This is a genomic window from Cytobacillus sp. FSL R7-0696, assembly GCF_038006865.1.
Taxonomy (GTDB): Bacteria; Bacillota; Bacilli; order Bacillales; family Cytobacillaceae; genus Cytobacillus; species Cytobacillus kochii.
The window spans coordinates 3,643,523-3,669,809 of record NZ_JBBOWA010000001.1 but is presented as its reverse complement, the minus strand read 5'-3'; the positions used below and the strand labels follow the sequence as shown (position 1 = coordinate 3,669,809).

Annotated in this window: 26 protein-coding genes, 1 pseudogene and 1 riboswitch; of the genes and pseudogenes, 3 read left to right on the top strand and 24 right to left on the bottom strand. The window is 36.7% G+C overall.

The window, feature by feature from the left end:
• Window positions 1-284: 284 nt before the first annotated feature.
• From MKX29_RS18955 to MKX29_RS18930, 6 genes are all read right to left on the bottom strand, one after another.
• On the bottom strand, window positions 285-1,931 hold the full coding sequence (locus MKX29_RS18955; protein WP_341107078.1) for a glycerol-3-phosphate dehydrogenase/oxidase: 1,647 nt from the start codon (window positions 1,929-1,931) through the stop codon (window positions 285-287).
• A 37-nt stretch (window positions 1,932-1,968) separates the two neighbouring features.
• Window positions 1,969-3,459, bottom strand: a complete 1,491-nt coding sequence (gene glpK, locus MKX29_RS18950; RefSeq protein WP_341107076.1) for a glycerol kinase GlpK — start codon at window positions 3,457-3,459, stop codon at window positions 1,969-1,971.
• Between the two features lie 15 nt (window positions 3,460-3,474).
• Window positions 3,475-4,116: a phosphatase PAP2 family protein gene (locus MKX29_RS18945; protein ID WP_095372947.1), complete on the bottom strand. Its 642-nt coding sequence runs from the start codon at window positions 4,114-4,116 to the stop codon at window positions 3,475-3,477.
• A 66-nt stretch (window positions 4,117-4,182) separates the two neighbouring features.
• Window positions 4,183-5,043, bottom strand: coding sequence for a non-homologous end joining protein Ku (gene ku, locus MKX29_RS18940; RefSeq protein ID WP_224938490.1), 861 nt, complete (start codon window positions 5,041-5,043; stop codon window positions 4,183-4,185).
• 194 nt (window positions 5,044-5,237) lie between these two features.
• The gene (locus MKX29_RS18935; protein ID WP_341107074.1) at window positions 5,238-5,486 is read right to left on the bottom strand and encodes a spore coat protein; all 249 of its coding nucleotides are present in this window, start codon (window positions 5,484-5,486) and stop codon (window positions 5,238-5,240) included.
• Window positions 5,487-5,580: 94 nt separating this feature from the next.
• Window positions 5,581-6,486, bottom strand: a complete 906-nt coding sequence (locus tag MKX29_RS18930; RefSeq protein ID WP_341107072.1) for an ATP-dependent DNA ligase — start codon at window positions 6,484-6,486, stop codon at window positions 5,581-5,583.
• A 111-nt stretch (window positions 6,487-6,597) separates the two neighbouring features.
• Here MKX29_RS18930 and ligD point away from each other — a divergent pair, with 111 nt between their 5' ends.
• Window positions 6,598-7,803 carry a non-homologous end-joining DNA ligase gene (gene ligD / locus MKX29_RS18925; protein WP_341107070.1) on the top strand — a complete coding sequence of 402 codons (1,206 nt, stop codon included), beginning with the start codon at window positions 6,598-6,600 and terminating at the stop codon, window positions 7,801-7,803.
• 326 nt (window positions 7,804-8,129) lie between these two features.
• A protein-coding gene (locus MKX29_RS18920; protein ID WP_224939358.1) for an IS3 family transposase occupies window positions 8,130-9,688 on the top strand; the annotation gives its coding sequence in 2 pieces (ribosomal slippage) (window positions 8,130-8,784 and window positions 8,784-9,688; 1,560 coding nt in all).
• A 94-nt stretch (window positions 9,689-9,782) separates the two neighbouring features.
• Here MKX29_RS18920 and dapF read toward each other — a convergent pair.
• The 14 genes and pseudogenes from dapF to MKX29_RS18850 all read right to left on the bottom strand — a co-directional run bounded on the left by dapF (window position 9,783) and on the right by MKX29_RS18850 (window position 22,132).
• Window positions 9,783-10,772: a diaminopimelate epimerase gene (dapF, locus tag MKX29_RS18915; protein ID WP_341107067.1), complete on the bottom strand. Its 990-nt coding sequence runs from the start codon at window positions 10,770-10,772 to the stop codon at window positions 9,783-9,785.
• A gap of 128 nt (window positions 10,773-10,900) precedes the next feature.
• Window positions 10,901-11,368, bottom strand: coding sequence for a 6,7-dimethyl-8-ribityllumazine synthase (ribH, locus tag MKX29_RS18910; RefSeq protein ID WP_224938495.1), 468 nt, complete (start codon window positions 11,366-11,368; stop codon window positions 10,901-10,903).
• Between the two features lie 46 nt (window positions 11,369-11,414).
• Window positions 11,415-12,005: pseudogene (gene ribB / locus MKX29_RS18905) on the bottom strand (3,4-dihydroxy-2-butanone-4-phosphate synthase); the annotation flags it as partial.
• 10 nt (window positions 12,006-12,015) lie between these two features.
• Window positions 12,016-12,657: a riboflavin synthase gene (gene ribE / locus MKX29_RS18900; protein WP_445662710.1), complete on the bottom strand. Its 642-nt coding sequence runs from the start codon at window positions 12,655-12,657 to the stop codon at window positions 12,016-12,018.
• A gap of 260 nt (window positions 12,658-12,917) precedes the next feature.
• Window positions 12,918-13,060, bottom strand: a riboswitch (FMN riboswitch).
• 931 nt (window positions 13,061-13,991) lie between these two features.
• Entirely contained in the window at window positions 13,992-14,456 is a 465-nt protein-coding gene (locus tag MKX29_RS18895; protein WP_224937598.1) for a YxiG family protein, read from the bottom strand.
• Window positions 14,457-14,545: 89 nt separating this feature from the next.
• Window positions 14,546-14,743, bottom strand: a complete 198-nt coding sequence (locus MKX29_RS18890; RefSeq protein WP_341107063.1) for a hypothetical protein — start codon at window positions 14,741-14,743, stop codon at window positions 14,546-14,548.
• Between the two features lie 107 nt (window positions 14,744-14,850).
• Window positions 14,851-15,411 carry a hypothetical protein gene (locus MKX29_RS18885; protein ID WP_341107061.1) on the bottom strand — a complete coding sequence of 187 codons (561 nt, stop codon included), beginning with the start codon at window positions 15,409-15,411 and terminating at the stop codon, window positions 14,851-14,853.
• Between the two features lie 143 nt (window positions 15,412-15,554).
• Window positions 15,555-16,487: a ribose ABC transporter substrate-binding protein RbsB gene (rbsB, locus tag MKX29_RS18880; protein WP_224937596.1), complete on the bottom strand. Its 933-nt coding sequence runs from the start codon at window positions 16,485-16,487 to the stop codon at window positions 15,555-15,557.
• A gap of 39 nt (window positions 16,488-16,526) precedes the next feature.
• Window positions 16,527-17,471 carry an ABC transporter permease subunit gene (locus tag MKX29_RS18875; RefSeq protein ID WP_095372933.1) on the bottom strand — a complete coding sequence of 315 codons (945 nt, stop codon included), beginning with the start codon at window positions 17,469-17,471 and terminating at the stop codon, window positions 16,527-16,529.
• On the bottom strand, window positions 17,468-18,964 hold the full coding sequence (locus MKX29_RS18870; RefSeq protein WP_341107058.1) for a sugar ABC transporter ATP-binding protein: 1,497 nt from the start codon (window positions 18,962-18,964) through the stop codon (window positions 17,468-17,470). The genes MKX29_RS18875 and MKX29_RS18870 overlap by 4 nt, the downstream gene beginning before the upstream one ends.
• A complete protein-coding gene (gene rbsD, locus MKX29_RS18865) occupies window positions 18,964-19,353 on the bottom strand; it encodes a D-ribose pyranase (RefSeq protein WP_224937594.1) in 390 nt (129 codons plus the stop codon). The genes MKX29_RS18870 and rbsD overlap by 1 nt, the downstream gene beginning before the upstream one ends.
• Window positions 19,328-20,236, bottom strand: coding sequence for a ribokinase (gene rbsK / locus MKX29_RS18860; protein WP_341107056.1), 909 nt, complete (start codon window positions 20,234-20,236; stop codon window positions 19,328-19,330). The genes rbsD and rbsK overlap by 26 nt, the downstream gene beginning before the upstream one ends.
• 23 nt (window positions 20,237-20,259) lie before the next feature.
• Window positions 20,260-21,243: a LacI family DNA-binding transcriptional regulator gene (locus tag MKX29_RS18855; RefSeq protein WP_263624248.1), complete on the bottom strand. Its 984-nt coding sequence runs from the start codon at window positions 21,241-21,243 to the stop codon at window positions 20,260-20,262.
• A 268-nt stretch (window positions 21,244-21,511) separates the two neighbouring features.
• Window positions 21,512-22,132: a TetR/AcrR family transcriptional regulator gene (locus tag MKX29_RS18850; protein WP_095372931.1), complete on the bottom strand. Its 621-nt coding sequence runs from the start codon at window positions 22,130-22,132 to the stop codon at window positions 21,512-21,514.
• A gap of 205 nt (window positions 22,133-22,337) precedes the next feature.
• Between MKX29_RS18850 and MKX29_RS18845 the strand changes: the two genes are divergently transcribed.
• Window positions 22,338-23,084 carry an SDR family NAD(P)-dependent oxidoreductase gene (locus tag MKX29_RS18845; protein WP_251161822.1) on the top strand — a complete coding sequence of 249 codons (747 nt, stop codon included), beginning with the start codon at window positions 22,338-22,340 and terminating at the stop codon, window positions 23,082-23,084.
• Window positions 23,085-23,135: 51 nt separating this feature from the next.
• On the opposite strand, the gene MKX29_RS18840 is transcribed toward MKX29_RS18845, so the two are convergent.
• From MKX29_RS18840 to MKX29_RS18825, 4 genes are all read right to left on the bottom strand, one after another.
• Window positions 23,136-23,447, bottom strand: coding sequence for a hypothetical protein (locus tag MKX29_RS18840; protein WP_095372929.1), 312 nt, complete (start codon window positions 23,445-23,447; stop codon window positions 23,136-23,138).
• A gap of 74 nt (window positions 23,448-23,521) precedes the next feature.
• Complete coding sequence (locus tag MKX29_RS18835) at window positions 23,522-24,094, bottom strand: TlpA disulfide reductase family protein (RefSeq protein WP_224937590.1); 573 nt, start codon at window positions 24,092-24,094, stop codon at window positions 23,522-23,524.
• Between the two features lie 79 nt (window positions 24,095-24,173).
• Complete coding sequence (locus MKX29_RS18830) at window positions 24,174-24,944, bottom strand: hypothetical protein (RefSeq protein WP_341107053.1); 771 nt, start codon at window positions 24,942-24,944, stop codon at window positions 24,174-24,176.
• Window positions 24,945-25,109: 165 nt separating this feature from the next.
• Window positions 25,110-25,952 (bottom strand): patatin-like phospholipase family protein, encoded by an 843-nt coding sequence (locus MKX29_RS18825; RefSeq protein ID WP_224937588.1) that lies wholly within the window; start codon window positions 25,950-25,952, stop codon window positions 25,110-25,112.
• Between the last annotated feature and the right edge of the window lie 335 nt (window positions 25,953-26,287).

Below are 26,287 nucleotides of genomic sequence, written 5' to 3'. Positions count from 1 at the left end.
ATATAAAGTTCATTTATGGGTAAATAGAAGATGATTTAAGAAGAATTTCAACTTACTTATGAAGTTGTCCACAAAATAGTTCTTAATTATAAACCTTGCTTAGCGAACTTTACTCTAAAGAGTAACTTTCACATCAAGAAAAGCCGTATGACTACCGACTATCTTTCTATCTCAAATACCACAATCTATTATAGTACTTTGGTAGATACATGTCAAATTCATTGGTTTTTTACGACAGGATACGAGAGAGACTCACTATATCCCGTCGCCACCCACGATTTTTTTTACCCGTTGTTTGTCGCCCAGTCAATCACTTCATTTAGTTCGTTCGTATATGATTGTGTTTGTTCAACTGTCCAGTCAATCTCATCTGCCATGATCTCAATGATAGCCTTTTTATATGTGAACACACACTTAATGTTAAACAACAATGCGCCTGTCCGGCGGAAAAAAAAGTCTACAGGCGAAACAGCCATTTCATAATCAAGTGCATATTTTAGCTCCAACCATAAGACTCGTGGGATTAGATGCTCTCCTTTATGATATTGCTTAACCAAAGAGAATAAAACCGGCGCATTTGAACCATAACGCCTTAAGAGATAAAGAGACTCTTCTCCATTTAATCCAGCTTTTATCCCATCCTGTTTCTTTGATTCGATAAAAGTAGGGAAATATTTCGCTCCACCTACTCTTCCACCTGACAACGGTAGATGTTTTGTCATACTTTTTGAAAACAATAGTTGATATTCTTCTTTTAACATAAACGAAACTTTGTCTACAATTGTCTCGGCCATTTTTCGGTAACCTGTTAATTTACCACCAGCAATCGTAATTAAACCGTGCTCTGACACCCAGATTTCATCTTTTCTCGAAATTTCTGACGGTGACTTTCCTTCTTCATGAATAAGTGGACGCACACCTGACCAACTAGATTCGATATCTGCTTCTGTCACCTCCACATTTGGAAAAACCCCTTTAATTGCGTTCAGCAAATATTGCCTATCTTCATCTGTTATCGAAGGATGCACAGGATCACCTTTATAAAAGGTATCGGTCGTTCCCACATATGTTTTCCCTTCCCGTGGAATGGCAAAAATCATTCGACCATCTTCACTGTCAAAGTAAATAGCTTGCTCTAATGGGAAAATAGAATGATCGATGACAATATGAACACCTTTTGTTAGTTTTAAAGATTTATTTTTCATTTGCCCATCTTTATCTAAAAGCTGTTCCACCCAAGGACCTGTTGCATTCACGCATTTTTTTCCGAAAACTTGAAAAGACTCATTACTTAGTTGGTCTTGCACCTCAACACCAATAATCGTTCCATCCCTATAAACAAAATCAGTTACTTTAGCATAATTAATCACATCAGCTCCTCGATGAGCGGCTTCTTTCATCACTTCAATAGTTAACCGTGCATCATCAGTCCGGTATTCCACATAATGACCACCACCAAGTAAACCTTCTTCTTTCAATAATGGTTCTTTTATTAGCACCTCTTCTTTATTTAACATTTCTCTTCTTTCATCTCTTTTAACTCCCGCAAGGAAATCATAGACCTTCAACCCAATTGATGTTGTGAACTTCCCGAAAGTTCCTTTTTGATAAAAAGGTAAGACCATCCATTCTGGTTTTGTAATATGAGGGCCGTTTTCATACACAATCGCCCGTTCTTTTCCTACTTCAGAAACGACATGAAATTCTAATTGTTTTAAATAACGTAGACCACCATGCACAAGTTTAGTTGAGCGACTTGACGTTCCTGCAGCAAAGTCCTGCATTTCAATTAAAGCTACTTTCATCCCTCTTGTCACAGCATCAAGGGCAATTCCAGCTCCTGTAATACCTCCACCGATAACAACGAGATCATACTCATTGTTAGTTAAATGCTGAATGGTAGTAGAACGATTTTTCACAGAAAATTTCATTTTCGTACCCTCCTGTTTTTTCAAATGGTGAAGTACCTTACTTAAATGCCATTGTTGCGTTGATTGCTGTTTGCCAGCCTTGATACAGTTTATCTCTTTCTTTTTCATCCATTCCTGGTTGAAATTCTTTATCTAGATCCCACTTCTTGGTAAGTTGCTTTTTGTTTTCCCAAAAACCAACAGCCAAGCCTGCTAAATATGCTGCTCCTAAAGCTGTCGTTTCATTAATCTTTGCCCGTTCAACAACTGTATCCAGTAAATCTGCTTGGAATTGCATGAGAAAGTTATTTTTTGCTGCACCGCCGTCCGTCCGTAAAGAAGTGATATCAATCCCCGAATCCTCAATCATCGCTTGTAATACATCCTTCGTTTGATAGGCAAGTGACTCCAAAGTGGCTCTTATAAAATGTTCCTTTTCCGTTCCACGAGTTAATCCAAAAATAGCTCCCCTTACCTCACTATCCCAGTAAGGTGTACCTAAACCAACAAATGCAGGTACCATATACACACCTTCTGTTGATTGTACTTTTGTTGCGTAATCTTCACTATCCTCCGCATGCTTTAACATCCTCAAACCATCTCGTAACCATCCAAGAGCAGAACCGGCTACGAAAATACTCCCCTCAAGCGCATAGGTGATTTTACCATCTATCCCCCATGCTATCGTTGTTAAGAGACCATTATCTGAATGTACTGCTTTTTCACCTGTATTCATGAGCATAAAACAGCCCGTACCGTACGTATTTTTTGCCATACCTTCAGTAAAACATGCTTGACCAAATAAGGCAGCTTGTTGATCACCTGCTGCGCCGGCTATAGGAACTGACTGACCGAAAAAATGATAAGGAGCCGTTTCTGCATATATCTCTGAAGAACTTTTCACTTCAGGCATCATAGAATGGTTTGCCCCAAATAAATCTAACAGTTCTTCATCCCATTTCAGGTCAAAAATATTAAACATTAGAGTTCTTGCCGCATTTGTATAGTCCGTGACATGAGCTTTACCACCGGATAATTTCCATATAAGCCATGTATCAATGGTCCCAAATAATACTTCCCCTTTTTTCACCTTTTCACGTGCACCTTCCACATGATCTAGGATCCACTTCACCTTTGTTCCAGAAAAGTAAGGGTCAATTAATAGACCAGTCTTTTGACGCACCTTATCTTCCAATCCGTCTTTCTTAAGCTCTTTACAGATGTCGTTCGTTTGTCTAGATTGCCAAACAATGGCATGGTAGATGGGGTCTCCTGATTCTTTGTCCCATAAAACTGTTGTTTCTCGTTGGTTCGTAATACCTATACCGGCAATTTGAATGGGAGTAACATTTGCCTCTGATAAAACACTAGCAATCACTGACAGTACACTTCCCCAAATTTCATTCGCATTATGTTCCACCCATCCAGGTTTCGGAAAATACTGTTTAATCTCTTTTTGCGCACTATGTACTGGTTCCCCTTCATGATTGAATAAAATTGCTCGAGAGCTCGTTGTTCCTTGATCTAATGAAAGAATATATTTTTCCAACCTTTTCCTCTCCTTTTATTTATTAAATATATGCTCATACATATGAAAAACCATAATTGAAAGCATTAACCAAATCGCTCCGACCAAAAAACCAGCCGCTACGTCACTAGGGTAATGGACACCTAAATATATCCTACTTAACCCAATCGACAAAATCAGTAACCCCATGATGATTGCTACAGCCCATTTCATACTTGTCTTTTTAGCTACATGAATGATGACAAAAGCAAGCGATCCGTAGAATATAAACGAGCCCATTGAATGTCCACTTGGAAAGGCATAGCCAGTTTCTTCAATTAATGGAAGGATATCTGGCCTTTCCCTTTTAAAATAGTGCTTAAGAGTCCAATTTAAAAGAGCCCCTACTCCCGATGTCAAACAAATATAAATAGCTAATGCATACTTCTTTTTTAAGACAAGAAGGACTATTACAACAACTGTGGCTATGACAAACCACAGCACAGAACCTAGGAAAGTAAAACGATCGATAAATGTGGTTAATGCAGGAGTTACATTTTGCTGGACAATATGAATGACCTCCATATCAAACCAAGCAAGATCATTGTTTGTGTAATCGAAAACGATAAACAAAAACATACCTAAAAATAGAATGAATAGTATGATGTTTGTCGTTATGTATAAGGTTGATTTTTTCATTGCCCATTCCTTTATATTTTTTAGGAAGTTGGAGAAGTCTAGACTTCTCCAATTGAATAAACAAAACTATGCTTCCTTCTTTGTCTTTGTAGCACTCGTTGATTTTTTCTTTTTTGACTTCGTCGTCGTTTTTTCTTTTTTCGGTTGTGTTGGTTTTGTTTGATCGATGGATGCTTGCAATGCAGCCATAAGATCAGTAACATTGGATGTCTTTGGTTGCTGTTGATTTGTTATTACTACCTCTTCCCCATTTTTCTTTGTTTCAATCAGTTCTAAAAGTGCTTGGCGATATTCATCTGTATATTTCTCAGGTTCAAATGTTGTCGTTAGTTGGTCTATCAATAACAATGCGGTGTCTAATTCTTTTTTGGCTATTTTTTCTTCTGCAGGAATATTAGGCACATCTGCAAAATTTCTCACCTCATCAGGAAAATGGATGGTTTCCATTACTAAAGTATTGTGAAAAACTCTTAGAAGGGCTAGCTGTTCTTTTGCGCGAATGATGATTTTCGCTATCCCTACTTTTTCAGACTCCTTCAAAGCTTCCCTTAACAAGGCATAAGCTTTCGATCCACTATCTCCTGGAGATATATAATAAGATCGAGAAAAATATATCGGATCTACTTCATTGATTTTGACAAAATCTAAAATCTCCACTGCTTTATCTTCATTTTCTTTTTTTAACGCTTGTAATTCCTCTTCATCAAGTACGATAAATTTCCCTTTCGTGTACTCATATGCTTTCACTATATCACTTTGTTCAACAGGTTCATCACATACAGGACAAACTTTCTCATACTTAATAGGCGAATGACACTTACTATGCAAATTACGCAATTTAATATCTTTATCTTCAGTTGCCGCATGCAATTTGATCGGGATATTGACTAAACCGAAACTAATGCTTCCTTTCCACATTGTGTGCATCAGAAAACCTCCTCCATTCTTATTAATTGTATTTTTTCTCTGAGGATTATTCATATACACGTACAATGTTGGTAAGATTAGCTACATCTCTTTTATATCTCTTCATCTAACACTGTCTTTACAAAAAAACAAGCATTAAAAACAATAAACACCACAGCTAAATCTGTGGTGTTTGTGAAATCTGAGCCATTTTTTTAATAAACCGGATAAGGTGGGTATGGTGGATATACAGGATATGGTGGATAAGGCGGGTACACCAGAGGTGCTAATAATGCGCCACCTAATAAACCTGCCGCTACACCACCTAAAAATGGACCACCAAAACCAGGTCTCCCAAAGCCGGGACCGCCAAAACCGGGACCTCCCCCAAAACCAGGACGACCACCATAAGGCCTTCTATATAAGTGAGTCTGTGTATATGCCGGGTAAAAGTGTTGATTCACCCTATAACCTCCTCTGTCGTTCTCTTTATATACTCCTTATAAACTATGTAAAACACCTAAATTTGCTGTAGGCAAAAACCTATCCGAAAACGATTTAAAAAACAAAAGACTGAATAACTGGTTGCCTCATTGTATGATCTTTTGTCCATTCTAAGAATGTAACCTTCACTTTTAAAATCGGAGATAGCCACTCATGATTTTTCAATAATCCGCTATAATTATGAAACGGACTTTCTCCCTGAAGAATTTGGTTAGTCACTTCAGTCACTTCACGCCAATCCTTTAAAGTAAGCTTGCTCGAGCCTGCACTACCGATATAAACCAGCTCACCCTTTTCATTATATATACCTAAATCAATTGAACGAATAAGTGCTCCATTATAAGTTACCCCTCCAACAACAGCAATAAGGTCCTGTTCTTTTTTCTTTTTTAACCAGCGTTCATCTTTTCCTCCTAATAGATAAGCACTATATAAATCCTTACAAACAATGCCTTCTAATCCTTGCTCTATGACAGCATCATATAATGATTGACAGTCTCTAAAACTTTGGACGATTTGAATCTCATTTGTTGGCTGGATGATTTCCATTAACATCTCCTGGCGTCTATATAACGGGGTTTCAATCAGCCATTTACCGTTAAAATATAAGAGGTCAAATATCATATAAGTAATAGGAATTTCTGTCTGTAAATGATTGATTGTTACCGTATTCTTCCTCCGATCTCTTCTCATCACATCATAAAAAGAGGGAACACCGTCTTGAAAAGCGATTACCTCTCCATCTAAAATGAAGGAATTCCCCTTAATTAATGAGGGTAATTGATGTAATTCCGGATATTGGATGGTGCGCTCATTTCCTTTTCGATTAAACATCCTTAAATTCTCTTTTTCATAATAAGTCAATATCCTTGTACCATCCCACTTTACTTGCGCTATCCATTGATCGCCATTTGGAATTTCATTTGTCATTTTTGGTTCAAAAGGAATAATTGGCTTCATTGGATCGATCCTCACTTGTATGTCTTTTTTTAATCTAACCATACTATGACCATGTGTAATAGGTTTTATGAATGTAAACCAAAATGTAGAAAAAGGATGGTTGAAGGTCATATGAGGAAAAAAGGTCGTTTCTTTATTACTGGCTGGAATATTACAACTAATCAGTTTGAATATAGTATCGTATATCAAAATAAAGTAAAGGCAATGGGCGAATTTTCCGAAGGTCTAAATGAACAAGAATTGGCTATTTTAGTCAGCTTGATTCAAAAGAATGGAAAAAAAGTAAATCAAGTAAAATACAGCATCTCCCCAAGCATTTGTATTCAACTTTGCTTTCGCGACATAATTGAGGATACCTTGATCCTCCCTCAATTTATGCAATTCTTACCGAATGAGCAATGGGAAACATGTACTTGGGAGAGATTATTGATAGAAAATGCAAATATCGATTCTTCTATAGAAGTGACCCACCCAGAAAAACCGTTATGGGACAACCCAAAGATCAATAAAGAGCAGCTCATTGCTTATCTTGTTTCCGTCGCTCCACGGTTGTTACCGTTTGTGAAGAATAGATTGTTAACAACCATTCGCTATCCACATGGCTATATCGGGAAAGAATTTTTCTATCAGAAGAATAAACCTGATTATGCACCGTCATTTGTGAATTCTTTTACAAAAGACGAAATCGACTATATCCTTTGTAATGATTTATCTACCCTTGTTTGGCTAGGTAATCAATTAGCACTAGAGTATCATACCCCTTTTGAAACAATTGGCAGCGACCATCCGGTAGATATTGTGTTCGACCTTGACCCACCAGATGAAACACACTTTCTACTAGCTGTTGATGCTGCACAGAAACTAAGTAAGATTTTCGAAGAATTAAATATTATCGGCTTCCCAAAATTAACTGGAGGTAAGGGTATACAAGTACATATCCCAATTATGCATCATCATTTTTCTTATGAAGATACCCGACTGTTTACTTCGTTCATAGCATCCTATTTAGTTGAGAAAAACCCAGATTTATTTACGACAGAAAGAATGAAAAAGAATCGCGGGAAAAAGTTATATATCGATTATATACAGCATGCAGAAGGAAAAACGATGATTGCTCCTTACTCTCCTAGAGGCAGAGAAGGTGCGATAGTAGCAGCCCCTCTCTATTGGGATGAAGTAAATAAACAACTGCAGCGGGAGAATTTTTCACTAGACAACATTCGCAAGTATCGTTTAACTGATTGCTGTCCAATGGCAACCTTTTTCGAAACAAAAAATGACACGATTGCAAAAATTATAGATTCATTAAAAGGATAAGACTATACACAGGCATATGCGATTTTTTGTGTTTTAGGAAGTGAAAGGCTAAGCAGATGTGATATGCACGTTATACAAAGCCAAAACGCATTTAAACGACTGTCTTCTCCGTTTGCATATCACTCAAAAAGTAAACTGATTTGAACGTTTTGCTCATTCAGTTTGCACGACATCAAGGAGCGAAAACACTATGAAACGACCTGCTAATGCAATTTCTACGCGTTATTCAGATAAAAAAAACAAAAAACCGAACCAACACTGATATGCTCCCCTCTAGGTAGACAGATAAAAAAATAAAATCTGGCTACTAAAAGGGGAGTATATTTATGTCTAAAAGAGCTCATCCACTCGAAGTTAGGATAGAAGTAATAAATACATTAAAAGATGGTATTTTATCTGTAGCGGAGATAATAAAAAAGTATAAGGTTAGTAGAAGTGCCATTCGAATTTGGAAGTATAAATTTGATATGTATGGATTTGAAGGTCTTAAAGAATCGACATCCTGGAAAACGTACCCGAAGAATTTAAAAATATTAGCCATGAAGGACTACCTATCCGGCCACTATTCTTTAGAGGAAATTGCCAAAAGATATAAAATATCAGATGAGTCTGTCCTCAGGTTATGGTTGAAGAAGTATAATAGTCATAGTGAAATAAAGGATACGTCAAAAGAAAGGACGAGCTCTATGACTAAAGGAAGAAAAACAACTTGGAAGGAACGAATTCAAGTTGTACTTGATTGCTTGGGGAACGGAAAAGATTATCAGAAGACAGCTGACACTTTTCAAGTGTCTTACCAACAAGTCTATACATGGGTTAAAAAATATGAAGAAAGTGGAGAGGAAGGTCTTCAAGACAAACGAGGGAGGAATAAAACAGAAATTGAGTTAACACCAGAAGAAAAAATGAAACTCGAAATGAAAAAGCTAGCACAAGAAAATGAACGATTACGTGCAGAGAACTTATTCTTAAAAAAGTTGGAGGAACTCGAAAGGAGGCGGAAATAAGCAGGATTCGATTTAAAGATAAGTATGTCGCCATACAGGAACTACATAAGAAAGAGAATCTAAGCATAGTTCTTCTGTGTGATATCGCGGGCGTCACTCGGAGCGCTTATTATAAATGGCTAAGACGTCAACCGACTTCCCAAGAGATTCTGAATGAAGCTATTATGAAAGAGATGAAAATCCTCCATATACAAATGAAGGGGATTTTCGGCTATCGCCAAATGACTCTTCATTTGAATAGAAAATTTAATAAGCCACTGAATCATAAGAGAATCTATCGATTAATGAAAGTGGCTCAATTACGCTCGGTGATTCGAGTGAAGAAAAAACGATATAAACGTTCTATCCCCCAATATGTCACGGAAAATATATTAAATCGTGAGTTTACAGCTAATAAGCCGAATGAAAAATGGGTCACGGATGTCACAGAATTTAAATATGGTTCCTCCCAAAAAGCTTATTTAAGTGCCATTCGTGATCTCTATGATGGTTCTATTATTAGTTATGTTCTCGGGCATTCTAATAACAATGAACTGGTGTTCGATACACTTGACCTGGCGACAAAGCATTTAAAGGGAAAGGAGCCTCTCATTCATAGCGACCGTGGTTATCAATACACCTCCTATGGATTTAAAAGTAGGATAAAAAAGTTAAAAATGACTCATAGTATGTCTCGCGTTGGGCGATGTATCGATAATGGACCTATGGAATCCTTTTGGGGAACACTGAAATGTGAGAAATATTATTTACATAAATTTATGACCTATGAGGAACTTTCCAATGCCATAACGGAGTATATTCACTTCTATAATCATAATCGATACCAAAAACGACTAAACGGCTATAGCCCTATGGAATATAGAGCTATAGCCGCTTAGGTAACTTTTTATTATTTCCACTGTCTACTTGACAGGGGGCTGTTCACACTATTTACTCATAAGTGTCGTTTCGGTCCAAAACCCATTTTCTTTCTTAAGCATTTAATTGCTTAGTTAAAAAGGCAGAAGCCTCTTGTTGCAACTTCGCATATTGCATCATTTCTTCAATATATTCTTCGCTATTATCGACGGTAAATGTCCCTGGGTGATTTATATCTACTTCAATTGTACATTGATAGACATAGCTGGCATTACCAATAAGGTCGATTGTAAAGGTATCATTTTGCTTATGAACAACGCAACGGACCTTACCACCGTTGTTATAAACTTCAATCGGCTGCTCATAGGTATTGATCCTTTGCAGACATGTGACTAAACTTGAAGCCGACATCGCTGTCCCACATGCATTCGTAAAGCCCACACCTCTTTCATACGTACGAACAAAAACCCCACCTTCTGGAAGTGGTTTGACGAAACTCACATTTACACCATCAGGAAAGTAATCATTTTCTCCGTTGACATACAAACTTATTTCTTCTTGAATATCTGATTGCATCTGTTCTTTTTCGACAATAGCAACAAGATGGGGATTAGGTACAGAAAGAGCAGTAAAAGCGATATCTTCTGAAAGGTCTTCCATCTTTTCATTGACTAATTGGTGCTGATTGATGTGAAGTGGTAAAGTAGCAACATCAAATGATACTGGTGAAATTTCTACCTTGTAAGTAGGGATATCTTTATAAATATCGCTTTCTTTACTAACATGAAGGGTTACTTTCATCGTATCAATTGTCGCCTCATTGATTTTCAATTTCTCACAAACATACCTCGCGACACAACGAAGACCGTTACCACACATGGAAGCTTCTGAACCATCTGCATTAAATACGCGCATTTTTGCATCAGCAACTTCACTGGCTAATATAAATAAAATCCCATCCGCACCGAGCTCACTGCCACGATTACAAAGACTAATCGTTAAATTCGCTCGTTCTTCATCACTCCAGCCAAAGGACTGCTCCATTTCATCAATAATAAAAAAGTCATTTCCCGAACCGTGACATTTAATTAATTCTAATTTCATCATAAACCCTCTTTCTCTTTTAGGCTCTTCATTTATCTTCTATACATGTTTTTACCATTGTTCATGTGAATATAAACGTAATATTATTATAACGAGAAAAAGAAAGAGGGAGCAAAGAAAATTAATTTTTAACGAAAATGTTTATTAAAATTACTCATTTCAATCGCATTAACAGCTGCATCCCAGCCTTTGTTACCTGCTTTTGTACCCGCTCTCTCAACCGCTTGTTCAATAGAATCAGTTGTTAACACACCAAAAATTACTGGAATGCCCGTTTGTAATGAAGTCGCTGCCACTCCTTTGGCTACCTCTGCATTCACATAATCAAAATGTGGTGTTGCCCCTCTAATGACTGTTCCAAGGGCAACAACCGCATCGTATTTGCCACTTTCCGCAAGTTTTTTCGCCGCTAAGGGAATTTCAAATGCACCTGGTACCCACGCTACCGTAATATCCTCTTCAGCCACATCGTGACGCTTGAAGCTATCTAATGCACCATCTAATAATTTTTTTGTAATAAACTCATTGAACCGTGATACAACAACGGCTACTTTCATTCCCGTTCCAATTAAATGTCCTTCTAGTATTGTATTCATTCTACTTCACTCCTAAATTAGATTAGTTTAATAATAATTGTGATTGCTTATAAGATATTAATTGTTCAATCGTAATCATCTTCAAATCATATTTTTCTGCTACTTTCTCTAACTCTGCTACTCTAGCCATTTCACCATTTTCTTTCATAATCTCGCATATAATCCCGACCGGACTTGCCTCAGCCAATTTCGCTAAATCTACCGCCGCTTCTGTATGGCCTGAACGCTCAAGGACGCCACCATCCTTCGCTATAAGGGGGAAAATATGACCTGGACGATTAAAATCTGATGCTTGTGTTTTGTCGTCTAACATTTTTTCTACGGTTAAAAACCGTTCAAATGCGCTTATACCAGTCGTTGTCTCTTTATAATCAATACTTACTGTAAAAGCAGTTTGATGGCTGTCTGTATTATTAGTTACCATCGGATGCAAGTCTAATTTTTTGGCGATTGACTGCTCAATCGGCACGCAAATAAGCCCTCTTCCCACTGTCGCCATAAAATTGATTGTTTCAGCTGAAGCATACTCGGCAACAGCGATAAAATCGCCCTCATTCTCACGATTCTCATCATCACAAACGATAATCACTTTTCCCATTTTCAAGTCAGCAATCGCTTCTTCAATTGAGTGACTCATATATTTCCTCCTAACTTAAGAATCCATTATTTTCTAATAACTGTTCTAAATTTCTTTCACGTTTCGATGTGTCTGAAAAGGCAAATACATATTTAGCAAATAAATCATATTCGATATTGACAGTATCATTTGGCTTTTTTTCACTAATCACCGTTTCTTCAGCTGTATGAGGAATTAACGCAATCGTAAAATAACCATCCCCTACCTCCATCACTGTTAATGAAGTGCCATCAATAGCAACAGATCCTTTAGGTAGAATTAAATGCTGATACTGCTCGGATAGTGAAATTGAAAGATAAATCGCATTTTCTTGTCTTTGTTTTTTTAGAATTTTTCTCGTTTCATCCACATGACCACTTACATAATGGCCGCCAAATCTTCCACCTGCTAACATCGCCCTTTCTAAATTCACATTGCTTCCTACTTTTAAAGAGGAAAGCGATGTTGCATGAAAAGTTTCTGGCATCACATCTGCTGTAAAACTTCTTTGTTGGAATTCGGTCACTGTTAAACAAACACCGTTTACAGCGATGCTATCACCGATATGGATATCATCCATAATCTTTGTAGCATTGAACACTAATTGGATAGTAGATCCACGATGAATCGTTCTTTGTACAGTACCGATTTCTTCGATAATACCTGTAAACAGAATGATCAACCTCTCTGCATAAGATTTATTCGTTTAAGTAAAAGTTGGAATTTTCCGCTCGGGGCAAATACGCGGTATCGGGAGAGTTTGTTGAAAATTACAAAAAGAGTTGGACTCACACTTATCGTTATCCCATATCATCACCACCCTTTTTAAAATACTCATGAATAAATAAACCCGTATACGAATACGTATACGGGAAAAGTAATCATGGCCAAATAAACGTCAAAATCAACTGTTTTTGAACGTTTTTACACACACGCATCCTTCTCCCATCCAGACTATACTGTCGGCTTTGGAATTGCACCAAATCCACCGTTCTCATTCCTGAGCCCGGGTCACGGACTAAGAGGTCACCCTCATCACCGCCGGTTGGGAATTTCACCCTGCCCCGAAGGATATTCTATTAAATTGTTGATACTATAAAGAACAAACAGTATCTATTACTTTTAAATAAATAAAGATTCTCCTGCTCTTATTAAAGTATCTAAATATAGGATAAATGTAAATAAGTAATTAATCAATAGAAAGAATGTTAAATAGGAGATTATACATAAAGAAAACTAAAATAAACCATCTCCCTAACATACGAGCCAGAAAAAGGATATTAGTTAAATATCTAATATTATATTTCAAAACCCTACCTTAATTTTTTTCTTTACACCTTATAGATGTCTATTCAACTATACTTAATATAATATACAGTTAAATACATTATTCCATTAAATTACACATAATAGAAGGTACCCTTTTGTAAATAACTATTCATCAAGACATACAGATAACAAACAATCACAAAATCCAACTATAAAAGGAGGTCCATCTAAATAGAAAATTAATTATTATTTTCATCTTTCCTTTAATTCTTAGTGTCTTGGGTGATTTATTCTTATAAGCAACCAGTTGTAAAAAAGGAAAGAGCTTTGAATGGAACTTAGATAGCGGAATATAGACCTTATCATTTTCCTAACCCTAAAAGGGATGTGGAAAGGAGAGGCCATTTGGTTAGGAGGGATTAAACCTGAAAGGAAGCGGTCACTTTATTCGATAAGCTAAGTGATTTTCCTCAGGGAGATGTTATTGAATTTGTCAGTATCGAAGGCGCCCCGTTGGATGCGAATTACTCTTTACAAATTAAATGGACATACGAAAATAAGGAATTTGATGAGGAAATAAAACTAGAACGAAAGAAACGCTTTTTCATCTTACCGTTTTAACAATATTAACATTACGCATAAAGCTAATAGCGCTATTAATATTGCTGACAGTATTTTTATCTGAAAATAGCTCCAATTCTTTCTATTGTAAATTCATCACACTCCATAAAGTTTGCTTCATTCACAATATTTCAGTGTTCTACTATCTGCAAGAAGGTTTACAAACCGTTCATCATTGATTTGCACACTATTGGCTTCAATAAAAAAAGAGTCCTTATTATTTACTTGAAAATAAAAATTAGTTTTAGCATGTAATTTCTCGATTTCTTTCAAATCTGATTCTAAGCTTTCAATTTTTATATGACCAAAACCATTCTTGTGATAACTAATTTCGGTTAATAAATTCGCATCAGTAAAATTACGGTCATTTAAGCGTATTGTTCCTACATTAGCCTCTTGATAAACAAAGAACGACATCACTTCCTTTATGAAGATGTAAGTTCTCTTAATCTGTTGTTTATGACAACTAAGTAATTTTAATGTTATGGTTTCATTTATATAATCAATCTGTAAATCATCTAAATCCCAGTATTCTGCTTTTTCGGCAAACAAAGTATTTATTCTATTTAGATCGCTAGACATCTTATCACCTCTTTTACTTTTTTCTATTACCTGTGGAAAGCACACAATCTACCGGCGGTATTTCAGTCAAACTTCTTCTTTTTGATCTTTTATTCCCCTTTGTTTTCGAGTATTTCAATATACCTTTCAAAATTGTCATTGAATCTTTGTTGTTCATAATGACCATCATTCACTAAACTATTATCTAGTAGACTCTCAATCGCACCAGCAATAGTACACGATCCCAGTATAAAGCAAATTCCAATAATCCATGCAGCATTAAGTAAATCTTTCCTGTTTATATTCATCATTTTTCTCCTATCCTTTAATGGTTGGACATCGAATTACATATAACCGTTTTTTCAGTAATTTCTTAATGACGGTAACACTATTTGCTAATCCGTCTTACAGAAGATTACTCATCTTCGTAGAAAGTATCATACATTTCAGGGAATAGATCTTTTAATCTCCTTATCGTATGCGCATTTGCAACAATATCCAGTACATCAGAACTAATATAAAATAAACAATCGCGATGCACAAAACAAATATAGAGTGACGTGTGACCATCAATCATTTTAAGGGTATAGCGAAAAAACGCAGATGATTTCACGTTCTTTACTGTTAAAAAGACAAAATAACTGCTCATTTCTTCTTGCCAAACTACTTCATTAGACCAATTATTTATTTTAAAAAACCGCCGTAAGTTTAACTTTTCTCTCCTTACCCTTGTGCTATCAATATCTTGATAACCAGAAATAAACGTCATATCTAACTTTTCCTCTATAGGAAATAGATGATGAAATAAGCTTTTCGCTAAACCTGGATGTTGCCTGAATGTCTCTAAACCGAACCGAATTCGATTGTCTTTCACTACTTGAAAATAAGGCGTTGCGGCGTTCGTCATATCAACACCGAAAGTATTTGCAGGGATCATTCTACCACTCGCTTCTTCACAAAATATAATGATTACCATAATTATACACTCATTTCTTACTAACCGCTTATATATTTCTTTCACACTTCTTTCCATAACCTGCGTTCACTTAGAAAATAAAAAAGCACGTGCTCATTCCACCTTTAAGCAGAATCGACACGTGCTTCATTCAATCATTTTCCTTATTTAATTAACTCTAACTCAACAGGAATAAATTCTTCCACCGTTTCACCATCGAGTACTTTTTTGGCTGTTTCTACAGCTTGCTCGCCCATTCTGTCTGGTTTTTGAGCGACTGTTGCTGCCATATCGCCACCTTCAACTGCAGCGATGGCATCATCTGTTGCGTCGAACCCGACAACAATGACATCTTTTAGACCAGCAGCCGTTAGTGCTTGATAAGCACCAAGTGCCATTTCATCATTATGAGCAAATACAGCTTGGACATCTTTATTGCTTTGGATGATGTTTTCCATTACTGTTAAGCCTTCTGCACGATCAAAATTCGCAGATTGTTTTGTTGCTACTTCCACATTGTCAGATGCTTCAATTGCTTCGTTAAAACCTGCACCTCTTTCACGTGCTGCCGATGAACCAGGGATTCCTTCAAGTTCTACCACTTTTCCTTCATCACCAAGTTTTTCGATGATGAATTCTCCTGCCATTTTACCGCCTTCTGCATTATCAGAAGCTACGTGAGCGACAACTTCGCCACCTTCTGCACTTCTATCAACAGTAATAACCGGGATATCTGCATTATTAGCTGATGTAATGGCAGAAGCAACCGCTGCTGAATCAGCTGGATTAATAATTAATAAGTCAACACCTTGTTGAATTAAATCCTCAATATCACTTACTTGTGTTGCTGGGTCGTCTTGTGCATCTACTGTTTTAATCGCATAACCAAGCTCTTTTGCCTTCGCCTCTGCACTATCACGTAATGTAACAAAGAAAGGATTATTTAATGTAGAAATCGATAAACCAATTGTTTTTTCTCCTGATGCTTTTTCATCATTATCAGTTGCTTCATTATCATCAGCCCCATTATTTAATGAACATGCACCTAATAAAGCGACTACTAAAACCAAAGTAAGAAGCTTCCATATTTTTTTCATTTGAGTATTCCTCCTTCATAGGTTTGCAAATCATATATGTTAAGCAGCTTTCTTTCTATCAATTAGTACAGCTAATAGAATGACGCCGCCCTTCACCACTTGTTGGTAGAAAGATGATACATTTAATAAATTCAAACCATTATTAAGTACACCAATAATCAAAGCACCAATTAATGTACCAAAGATCCATCCGCGTCCGCCTGAAAGACTTGTCCCACCAAGTACAACTGCCGCAATGGCATCTAATTCGTAGCTTGTACCAGCAGTTGGCTGTGCAGAGTCAAGACGAGAAGTTAACGTAATTCCTGCAACAGCAGCAAATAATCCTGAAATTGCATAAACACCCATTTTCAAGCGATCCACTTTTAAACCAGAGAGCTTAGCGGCTTCTTCATTCCCACCAATCGCATAAACACCGCGACCAAAAGTTGTTTTCTTTAGCAAGAAGTATAAAAATAAATAAGCTAACAGCATCGTAACAACAGGAAATGGTACGCCGAGAAAATAACCTTTACCAATCATTTGAAAGCTAAAAGCATCAGATAGACCAGTTATTGGTCGACCTTCTGTATAAACAAGTGTCAACCCTCTGAAAATTGTCATTGTCGCTAATGTTGCAATAAAAGGAGCGACTTTACCTTTTGCAATAATTACGCCGTTGACAAGTCCCATTAAAGCACCTGCTAATAAACCGAGAAGAACCGCAATTACCGGATCCATACCACTAGCTAACATACCTGCAGTAAGTGCGGAAGATAACGCTAAAATCGAACCGACAGATAAGTCGATTCCCCCTGTCAAGATAACAAATGTCATTCCAAACGCAATTAAAGCATTGATTGAAACTTGTCTTAATACGTTCAGTATATTGTCAGCTGTTGTAAAGCTTGGACTCATAACCGATAAAATAATAATGATGAGCAGTAAGCCTAAAACCGGTCCTAGCTTTTGTATGGAGCCGATGCCTTTACTAATTTTGTTCATGCTTTGTTCCCTCCTGTTGCTGCTTCCATAATTTTTTCTTGAGTCGCATCTGTTTTTTCCAGAATGGCGGCTACTTTCCCTTCATGAATCACCATAATACGATCAGACATGCCTAGTATCTCTGGTAACTCAGATGAGACCATAATAATGGAATGGCCCTTCATTGTTTCTTCATTCATGATCGTATATATCTCTTTTTTTGCTCCTACATCCACACCACGTGTAGGTTCGTCCAAAATTAACAGTGTTGGATCGATTCCGAGCCATTTTCCAAAGACCACTTTTTGTTGGTTCCCACCACTTAAATTCTTAACTTCTTGTTCTGGACCAGCTGTTTTAATTTTTAACTTGTCTATCATTTCTTTGGAGAAAGCTTTTTCCTTTTTAGTAGACATAATGGCACTTTGCGAAAGCGCTTTTAAATTAGGAACGGCTAAATTCTCCCTTACACTTAATCCAAGTATAAGACCTTCATCTTTACGGTCTTCTGTAATGAAACCGATACCGGCAGCAATGGCTTGTTTTGGTGCACGAATGTGTAGTTCTTGACCATTCAAAAATATTTTCCCAGACGATTTCTTTCGTGACCCAAAAATCGCTTCCATGATCTCCGTTCTTCCAGCTCCCATTAAACCGGCGACGCCAAGTATCTCACCTTTTCTAACATCAAATGAAATATTAGAAAAATGATCTTTCACACTTAAGTTCTCGACTTTGAAAAAAACATCACCAATTGTTGCCGTCCGAGCCGGGTAACGCTCACCAATTTCTCTACCAACCATCATTTTCACGATTTCATCGAATGAGGTGTCTGTGGTATATTTCGTTCCTATTGATTGACCATCTCGTAAAACCGTAATACGGTCACACATTTTAAAAATCTCTTCCATGCGATGAGATATATAAATGATTGCCACATTCTCTTTTCGCAATTGATCAATAACGGAAAATAATGTATCAATCTCTCTATCTGTTAAAGCGGCTGTTGGTTCATCCATGATAAGAACTTCAGAATTGGCAGCGATTGCTCTTGCAATTTCAATCATTTGTTGTTGTCCAACGGAAAGTTCTCCAGCAGGCTGTTTTACATCCATTTCAATGCCTAAGCGCTTTAAATGCTTTTCTGCTTTTACATTCATCTCTCTCGTCTTTAATAAACCGAAAGTACTTAATTCTTTACCTAAGAACATATTTTCAGCCACTGTTAAATAAGGAATAATATTTAACTCTTGATGAATGACAGCAATGCCATTTTTTTCTGCATCTTTCGGTGAAGAAAATACGGCCTTATTCCCTTTATAATAAATCTCACCTTGATTGCTTTCATGGATGCCTGTAAGGATTTTAATTAAGGTCGATTTCCCTGCCCCATTCTCACCCATAAGCGCATGGATCTCGCCAGCTCTCAAGTCAAAATCAACGCCTTTGAGTACTTCCACCGAATAGAAGGATTTATGAATATTCTTCATTTCTATTATTGATGATTGCTTCATTAAAATATCACTCCTGACGTTAAAATGATGTTAGCGTAAGGGGAAGCTTCTCCAGTTCGTATAATCGCCTTTGCTTTTTCCGTTTTTTTCTTAAATGTTTCATGCGAGACATAGCTACAATCAGAGAACTTGTCTTTAATTGCTAAAAATAACGGTTCATTATCTGTTTTAATTTCAGTTGCTAATGTGACACTCTCTATCATTAGTTCTTTTTCAAGCTCATTTAAGACGTCTAAAAAGGAAGGTGTCCCTAGCTTTAGAGCTAGGTCAATTTTTTTCACACCATCTGGGATAGGTAGTCCACAATCAGCAATAACAATTGTATCTGTATGTCCCATATCACTGATGACTTTTGCTATATCACTATTCAGCATTCCTTGTTTCTTCATGATGATTCACTTCCATTTTTTCAATTTCGGCTTTTGTCGGCATCCCTACTTGTGCACCCATTTTCGTTACAGATAAACCTGCGGCCTTTATCGCGAACGTAATTGCCTGTTCTATTGTTAAGCCATCATCAAGGGCAACCGCTAAAGCGCCATTAAAAGTATCTCCTGCACCAGTCGTATCAACCGCCTTTACCTTAATAGCAGGAATGGTCATAAGTTCCCCGTTTTTAAAGAAAGCGGCGCCTTCATTTCCTTTTGTAATGACAAGCTTTTTTTTCAGTAGTTCCGTTGCCTCAGTATCATTTGCATATGCTTCGAATAACTGTTTCGCTTCATATTCATTCGGTGTGAGGTAGGTTACTAACTCAAACCAATGAGAAGGAATATGATGGAAGGGAGCTGGATTTAAAATGACACCCACATTGCCCTCTGCCGCAATCTCTAGTACTTTTTCTACGGCAGACAATGGAATTTCTAATTGCAGAAGCACCCATTCACTCGCTAAAATATCATCGCGATATGCTTCTATAACGTCACTTGTCATTAAATGATTGGCACCAGGTACAACAATAATTTTATTATCATGGTTATACACTGTTATGCTTGCTGTTCCAGTACGTACAGATTTTTCTATTTGGATACTTTCCGTATTGATATGCATGTCATTAAAATAATTCATATACTCTTGACCAAAAGGGTCATCGCCGACTTTACCAATCATTTTCACATTCGCTCCAAGCTTAGCTGCAGCCACTGCTTGGTTTGCTCCTTTACCACCTGGCACAGTAAAAAATGATTCTCCCATCACGGTTTCTCCCATTGACGGGTCTATACTTGTTACCGTGACTAGATCCATATTGATGCTTCCGATTACTGTAATCATCTAATCACTCTCCTTCTTCTGTTTTAATGCGTTGTTGTTTCTCTTATTTTTAGTTCGGTCGGGAATACAATATGATCCTGACCTTCTTCCTTTCCGTTGATACGGTTCAAAAGCATGGTTGCTGCTTTTTTCCCCATCTCATATATTGGTTGAGCGATGGTTGTAATTTCTGGTGAAACAGTTTCCGTCCACTCAATTCCATCAAAACCAATGATTTGAAGTTCTTTCGGTACATTAATCCCGAGCTTTGTGCATGCCTTTAGGGCTCCAACTGCCATCACATCATTACCAGTGAAAATAGCATCAATGTCCTTCTGTTCGTGCAGGAGACGAAATGTAGCTTCTTGGGCTGTTTTCATTTGATAATGACCTTCACTTATATACACAGGTCTTTCTAGTGCCATCATGACATCTTGGTAAGCTTTTTTCCTCAGTTGGGAATTGATAATGTTTTCTGGTCCACTAATATGGGCGATTTTCTCGCAGCCATTTTCAACTAAATGCATAACTGCCCTTCTCGCTTCCTGATAATTATCTATCGTCACTGAGGGAATACTTTCATGGAACACACGGTCAAGTGCAACTACCGGGATCTGTAAATTGGCGAGATGGCTTTCATTCATATGATTGGATACAATGATTACGCCATCAATATAGTTTTCCGCCATTTTATTTAAATACATCAGTTCCTTTTCTAAATTGTCATCACTATTACATAGAAAAGTAGTATACCCTTGTGCTACTGTCACATCTTCCACAGCGCGGACAAGTTGTGGGAAGAATGGGTTTGTAATATCAGGGACAATGTACCCAATCATTTTTGACTGCTTTTTAAATAGGCTACGCGCTACATTATTAGGTCGGTAGTTAAGTGCTTTGATCGCTTCTTCCACTTTTGTTTGCGTTTCCTTTTGGACATATCCTTTTTTATTTATCACTCTCGATACAGTCGCAACAGAAACATTTGCATACTTTGCTACTTCTTTAATTGTGGCTATATGAATCATCACCTTACATTTGTTAATACTGTTATTATTAAACTTATATTAAAAGGTAGTATGTAACCCGTTACATATTAGACACTCACTATCTGAAGCGTTATTCTCTCATGACTAGGAAAGGTATGTAACGGGTTACATATTTCTAAAAAAAACAAAATCTATTAATTACTATTTTATTTGATATGTAACGCGTTACACACTCATCTGTAACCGTTTACACAAATTTAGTTTACCATCTATTAAAATTTTGTCAACTTTATTTTATCCCTCCTTTTTATAGAGAGGATTTCTGTTCTATCACCACTTGTTTATACGGTCCTTGAATGGTAACTTTCATGAGTTGCGCAGCCATATATTTAGCGGTATACGGACAATCATTTTTCAACCACCATATAATCACACCTAAAAACGCAGAAGCGTAGAAGCGTATGGCCATTTCTCTTGGTATGGTCAATAAGTCATCATCTGGTTGCATAACGGTCATGCCATCTGCAATAAATTCGCTCAACACAGCTGTTAGTTTATCACGAAAATGAGGCATTGTACTTTCAGACAGCAACACTCTATAAATGTAATCATATGTGCCAATTTGCGCAAATAATTGAATAAAGCTTTCATTTGGTGATTCAGTATCATACGTCCCTTTACTTGCTACAAAAGAAGTCTTCATTGCTTCTTTTAACTCATCAATCATGTCATCTGTACTTTGCTCAAGCAAATCGTATTTATCTGTAAAATGGAGATAAAAAGTAGCGCGGTTCAGCATCGCTTTTTTTGTAATTGCCTGCACCGTTACTTTTTCAAAACCTTGTTCTTCTATTAAAGAAATAAGGGCGTCAGTTAACATTCGCTTTGTTCTTACTACACGGGGATCGACTTTTTCTTTTTTCGACATTTTTCTGCTCCTTGTATTAATTATTCTTATTTTTAAACAAATTTGTATGAACTGTTGAGTATACAACGATCTCAACTTTTTTGTTCATTGCTTCATTTTTTCATCAGTTGTTATAATCAGATTATCAACGGATTGTTGATAAAGCAACTAGTTGTATTAAAAATCGTACGATATTGTCTAAGTTTTTACCAAATGGGGGTATATCATGAAAAGGTTAGAAGGAAAAGTAGCCATTATTACCGGAGCAGCTAACGGGATGGGTGCTGCAGAAGCAAAGTTATTCGCGAAAGAAGGCGCTAAAGTAGTAGCGACTGATTTACAAATGGAAACTTTAAATAAAGTGGTTGCAGAGATAAAAGAAGCAGGTGGTGAGGCGATTGCCCTTGCCCATAATGTGACGTCTGAAGAGCAATGGCAAGCAGTTATAAATGAAACCATTGAACAATTTGGTAAACTAGATATCCTGATTAACAATGCTGGTGTCGCTTCTCCCAAAACTCTAGAGGATATGTCAATGGATGAATGGAATAAAATTTTAGATATCGACTTAAATGGTTGTGTGATCGGCATGAAATATGTCATTCCCGAATTAAAGAAAAATGGCAGCGGTTCCATTGTCAATATTTCTTCCATCGGCGGTATAGTTGGCATGGCAGGAACAAGTCCATATACAGCCGCTAAGGGGGCATTACGAGTCTTATCCAAATCTGCAGCAATAGAATATGGAAAAGAAAATATTCGAGTCAATTCTGTACATCCTGGGATTATTTCGACACCAATGACAGCTCCTTCAATGGAATCTGCCTTACCGTTCTATCAAACTTATACGCAGTTGCCTTATTTCGGCAACCCTGAAGATGTTGCTTACGGTGTCCTTTTCTTAGCATCAGATGAGGCAAGATTTGTTACAGGTACAGAGTTAGTGATTGACGGCGGTTGGACTGCCATATAATAAAGCCTAATCTAAAAACGAGCCGTGACTTATTTCATCGGCTCGTTTCATTTAATATACTTTTGTTTTATTTTGTTTTGAACTAAGACCAGCATCTACAAATAATAACAACGCTGTAATGATATGCATAATCATTCCGACTACCGGAATCCAACCAATAATAGAAGTAATGATACCTGTGATACTACCGTACTTGTTTTCTCCAGCTCTTACGGATAGTACAAGTGTGATTACATGAAGGAAAAACATAACAATGAGTGGCACCCATCCATTTGCGAGGATAAAAATTCCTCCTAGAAAAGGAATGCCAAGAAATGCTTCACATGCACCTGTTATCCATTTTAGTATTGTTGATGTACTCAATTTGCCACATCCTTATTGCTTAATCTAATATTATTATACATTTATACCCACACATTCGTTTTAGAAAACATCCTCTATGGTAAACGTAAAATTTCCTTTTCCAAGAAGTCTTCATTTAGCGCACCTAATACTTTATTTCGAATAATCCCATCCGAATCAATGAAGTAACTAGTTGGGTAGGCAATCACCTCATAGTTATCTAAGACAACGCCTTCAGGGTCCATTGGTATGATGAAGGAGAGTTCATTCGCTTTCACGAAATCAGCGGCATTTGTTTCGTTTCTTTCCGTTTTGGTCATATTTACAGCTATGACTTCAAATCCGTCATCTTTATATTCTTTATAAACTTTTTCCATATAAGGCATTTCTTCTTCACAAGGTCCGCACCAGCTTGCCCAAAAATTAAGTAATATTTTCTTTCCTTCATAGTCACTTAGTTGAAATGACTCACCATCCAGTGTTTCCAACTGGATTTCAGGTGCCTTCTGACCAATTTCCAGGCCAACAGCTACATTTTCAGGGTTTTCTATTTCCTCATATTGGTCAATTTGTACTTGTGACAATAAACCTTTGTCCTTTAGAATGGTCCGATCTACGATTAATAAAATAATAAGTAATGAAGCCGCAATGATTAAAAACTTTCTCATAGAACACCTCAACTTAGAACACTTTTCAAAACTGTCTTAATCATACTATAGTTGAGACAGCTTTAGCGAATCTTTTACTTCAATGTTGAATGTTTTTTACATACATGATTAATAAACTATAAAAAATTAATTGTTCATCAGCGTGCAAAGGTTGATTCATCATTAAAAAGGGTGTGTTGTTTACCTTGAACGATTCCATCCATTCTCTCGGAATCCATCCTTTTTGTAATTTCCCAAGCTCCCTTCCATTCTCAGATTGAACCAATAGATTCATAAAAGTCCGTTCATACCTTAGCGTATAAGCTCGGCTATCTTTTTGACAAATAAAGCGTTTATTATTGTCATTGTGGAGAAGAATCGTATTACTGTTATAATCAATTTGGATATTGTGTTTCCGCACTGTAATTATTGCAAGCACCCTTTGATCAACAACTAAAGCATAGCGATTTCTATAAATCCAGCGGTCGACAAATGTAGGCAAAAACCAGCGCCACTTATGAAAAGCTAAATCACGAATTTCAGCAGCCGTTCTACCATCTCTATTAAATAATAATAATCTTAAATTCGGTGCTGGTAAAAAACCTATAAGAAATTCCCTTTGTGAAAATACGTTTTTTTGCTTGCTATTTGTTGATGCATATGAACTTATCTTTGCTTGATTATTTGCTAACACATAGCTTTGATAAGACATCCCACTATATAAAACAAAGGGTAAACACCACCAAAGAAGCCCGCTAATCTCCTGAAAGAAACTATGATATATGACTAATATCCATAGTGGTATACACGCAACTAAACTACCATTAAGAGAGGCTTGTGCTGATTGCTGATAATATTGCTGAATATTCATGAACTTCCTACCCCGATTCTCTCAATAAATGTATTACTACCAATCTATTATAGAACGATGGAAATCATGAGTAATATTCATTTTTACCGCTAAAAACCAAAAGAAAAAAGACATTTCTCCTCTTCTATGAGAGAAGAGAATGATCTTTTTTCACCAAACTTTCAATTAAAATATAAATCTTGTTAAACTATCTTCTGCATCTTTATAGCCTTGCTCATAAAAGGCAGATAATTTTTTTAAATCTCTTTCCATTCTTCCCACATCTACCTTCTCAGGTCTAATAATCATCACTTGTCCTTTTTTTTCTTGCTCCTCTAAATATTCAACGGTTTCATTATACATTTTGTAACGATTCATCATTGCTCTTTGAAGCCCTGGATATTGTGGATATTTTCTTCGCAATAAAAAACTCATTCTTGATGGTTTTTTTCGGTAACCTTTGGGTCGTGTTAAAACAACAACAGCTTTATCATATCCATCTGCTTGTGCTTTTCTTATTGGTATGGAATCAGCAATACCACCATCAAGTAACATTCGATTATTAAAAGAAATTTCAGGTGCAATAAAAGGTAATGAACTTGACGCTTTTAAAAGAAGCAACAAGTTTTCCCCATAGTCTTTCTTCCCATAATAAACAGCTTCTCCACTCAGACAATCGGTTGTACCAATAATAAACTCACTTTTCCCGTGAGAGAACGCTTCATAATCATAGGGAACCAGCTTATTTGGAATTTCATCAAAAATAAAGTCCATACCAAATAACTGTTTAGATTTTCGATAATTTCGCAAGGAGAAGTATCTAGGATCAGATACATACTCCACACTTACCTTCTTGTTACGGCCCTTTTGTTTCGATAAATATGAGGCAGCATTCGCGGCTCCTGCAGAAACACCAATTACATATGGAAAAGTAATACCTTTATCTAAAAATAACTCCATTACACCAGCAGAGTATGCCGCTCTCATTCCTCCACCTTCTAATACAAGGGCTGTTTGATGTACATTCATTCTCACAACGAATCCTTTCTTATTAAAGTCCTTGTTCTATTATAACAAGCTTGAGTTGTCTATTCTACGAAAGTGAGGTATGCGATGAATGATAAAAATGTTGAAAAAACGAAAATAGCATAGTGTGCTCTGTCCTAGTGAATGCATATAAAAAAGTTTGCTAAGAAGCTACCCCACTCCTTTTATTAAACAAGGTCAGCTGTTCACGAATAATAATGTTATTTAAAAAATAATAAAGTTATTTAAAAATGAAGAGCATACATCGTGATTTTGTCAGTTCTTCTTGAACTACCGGGCAGGTTAGTTGAACAAGGAATTTAAACTATGACTGAAGA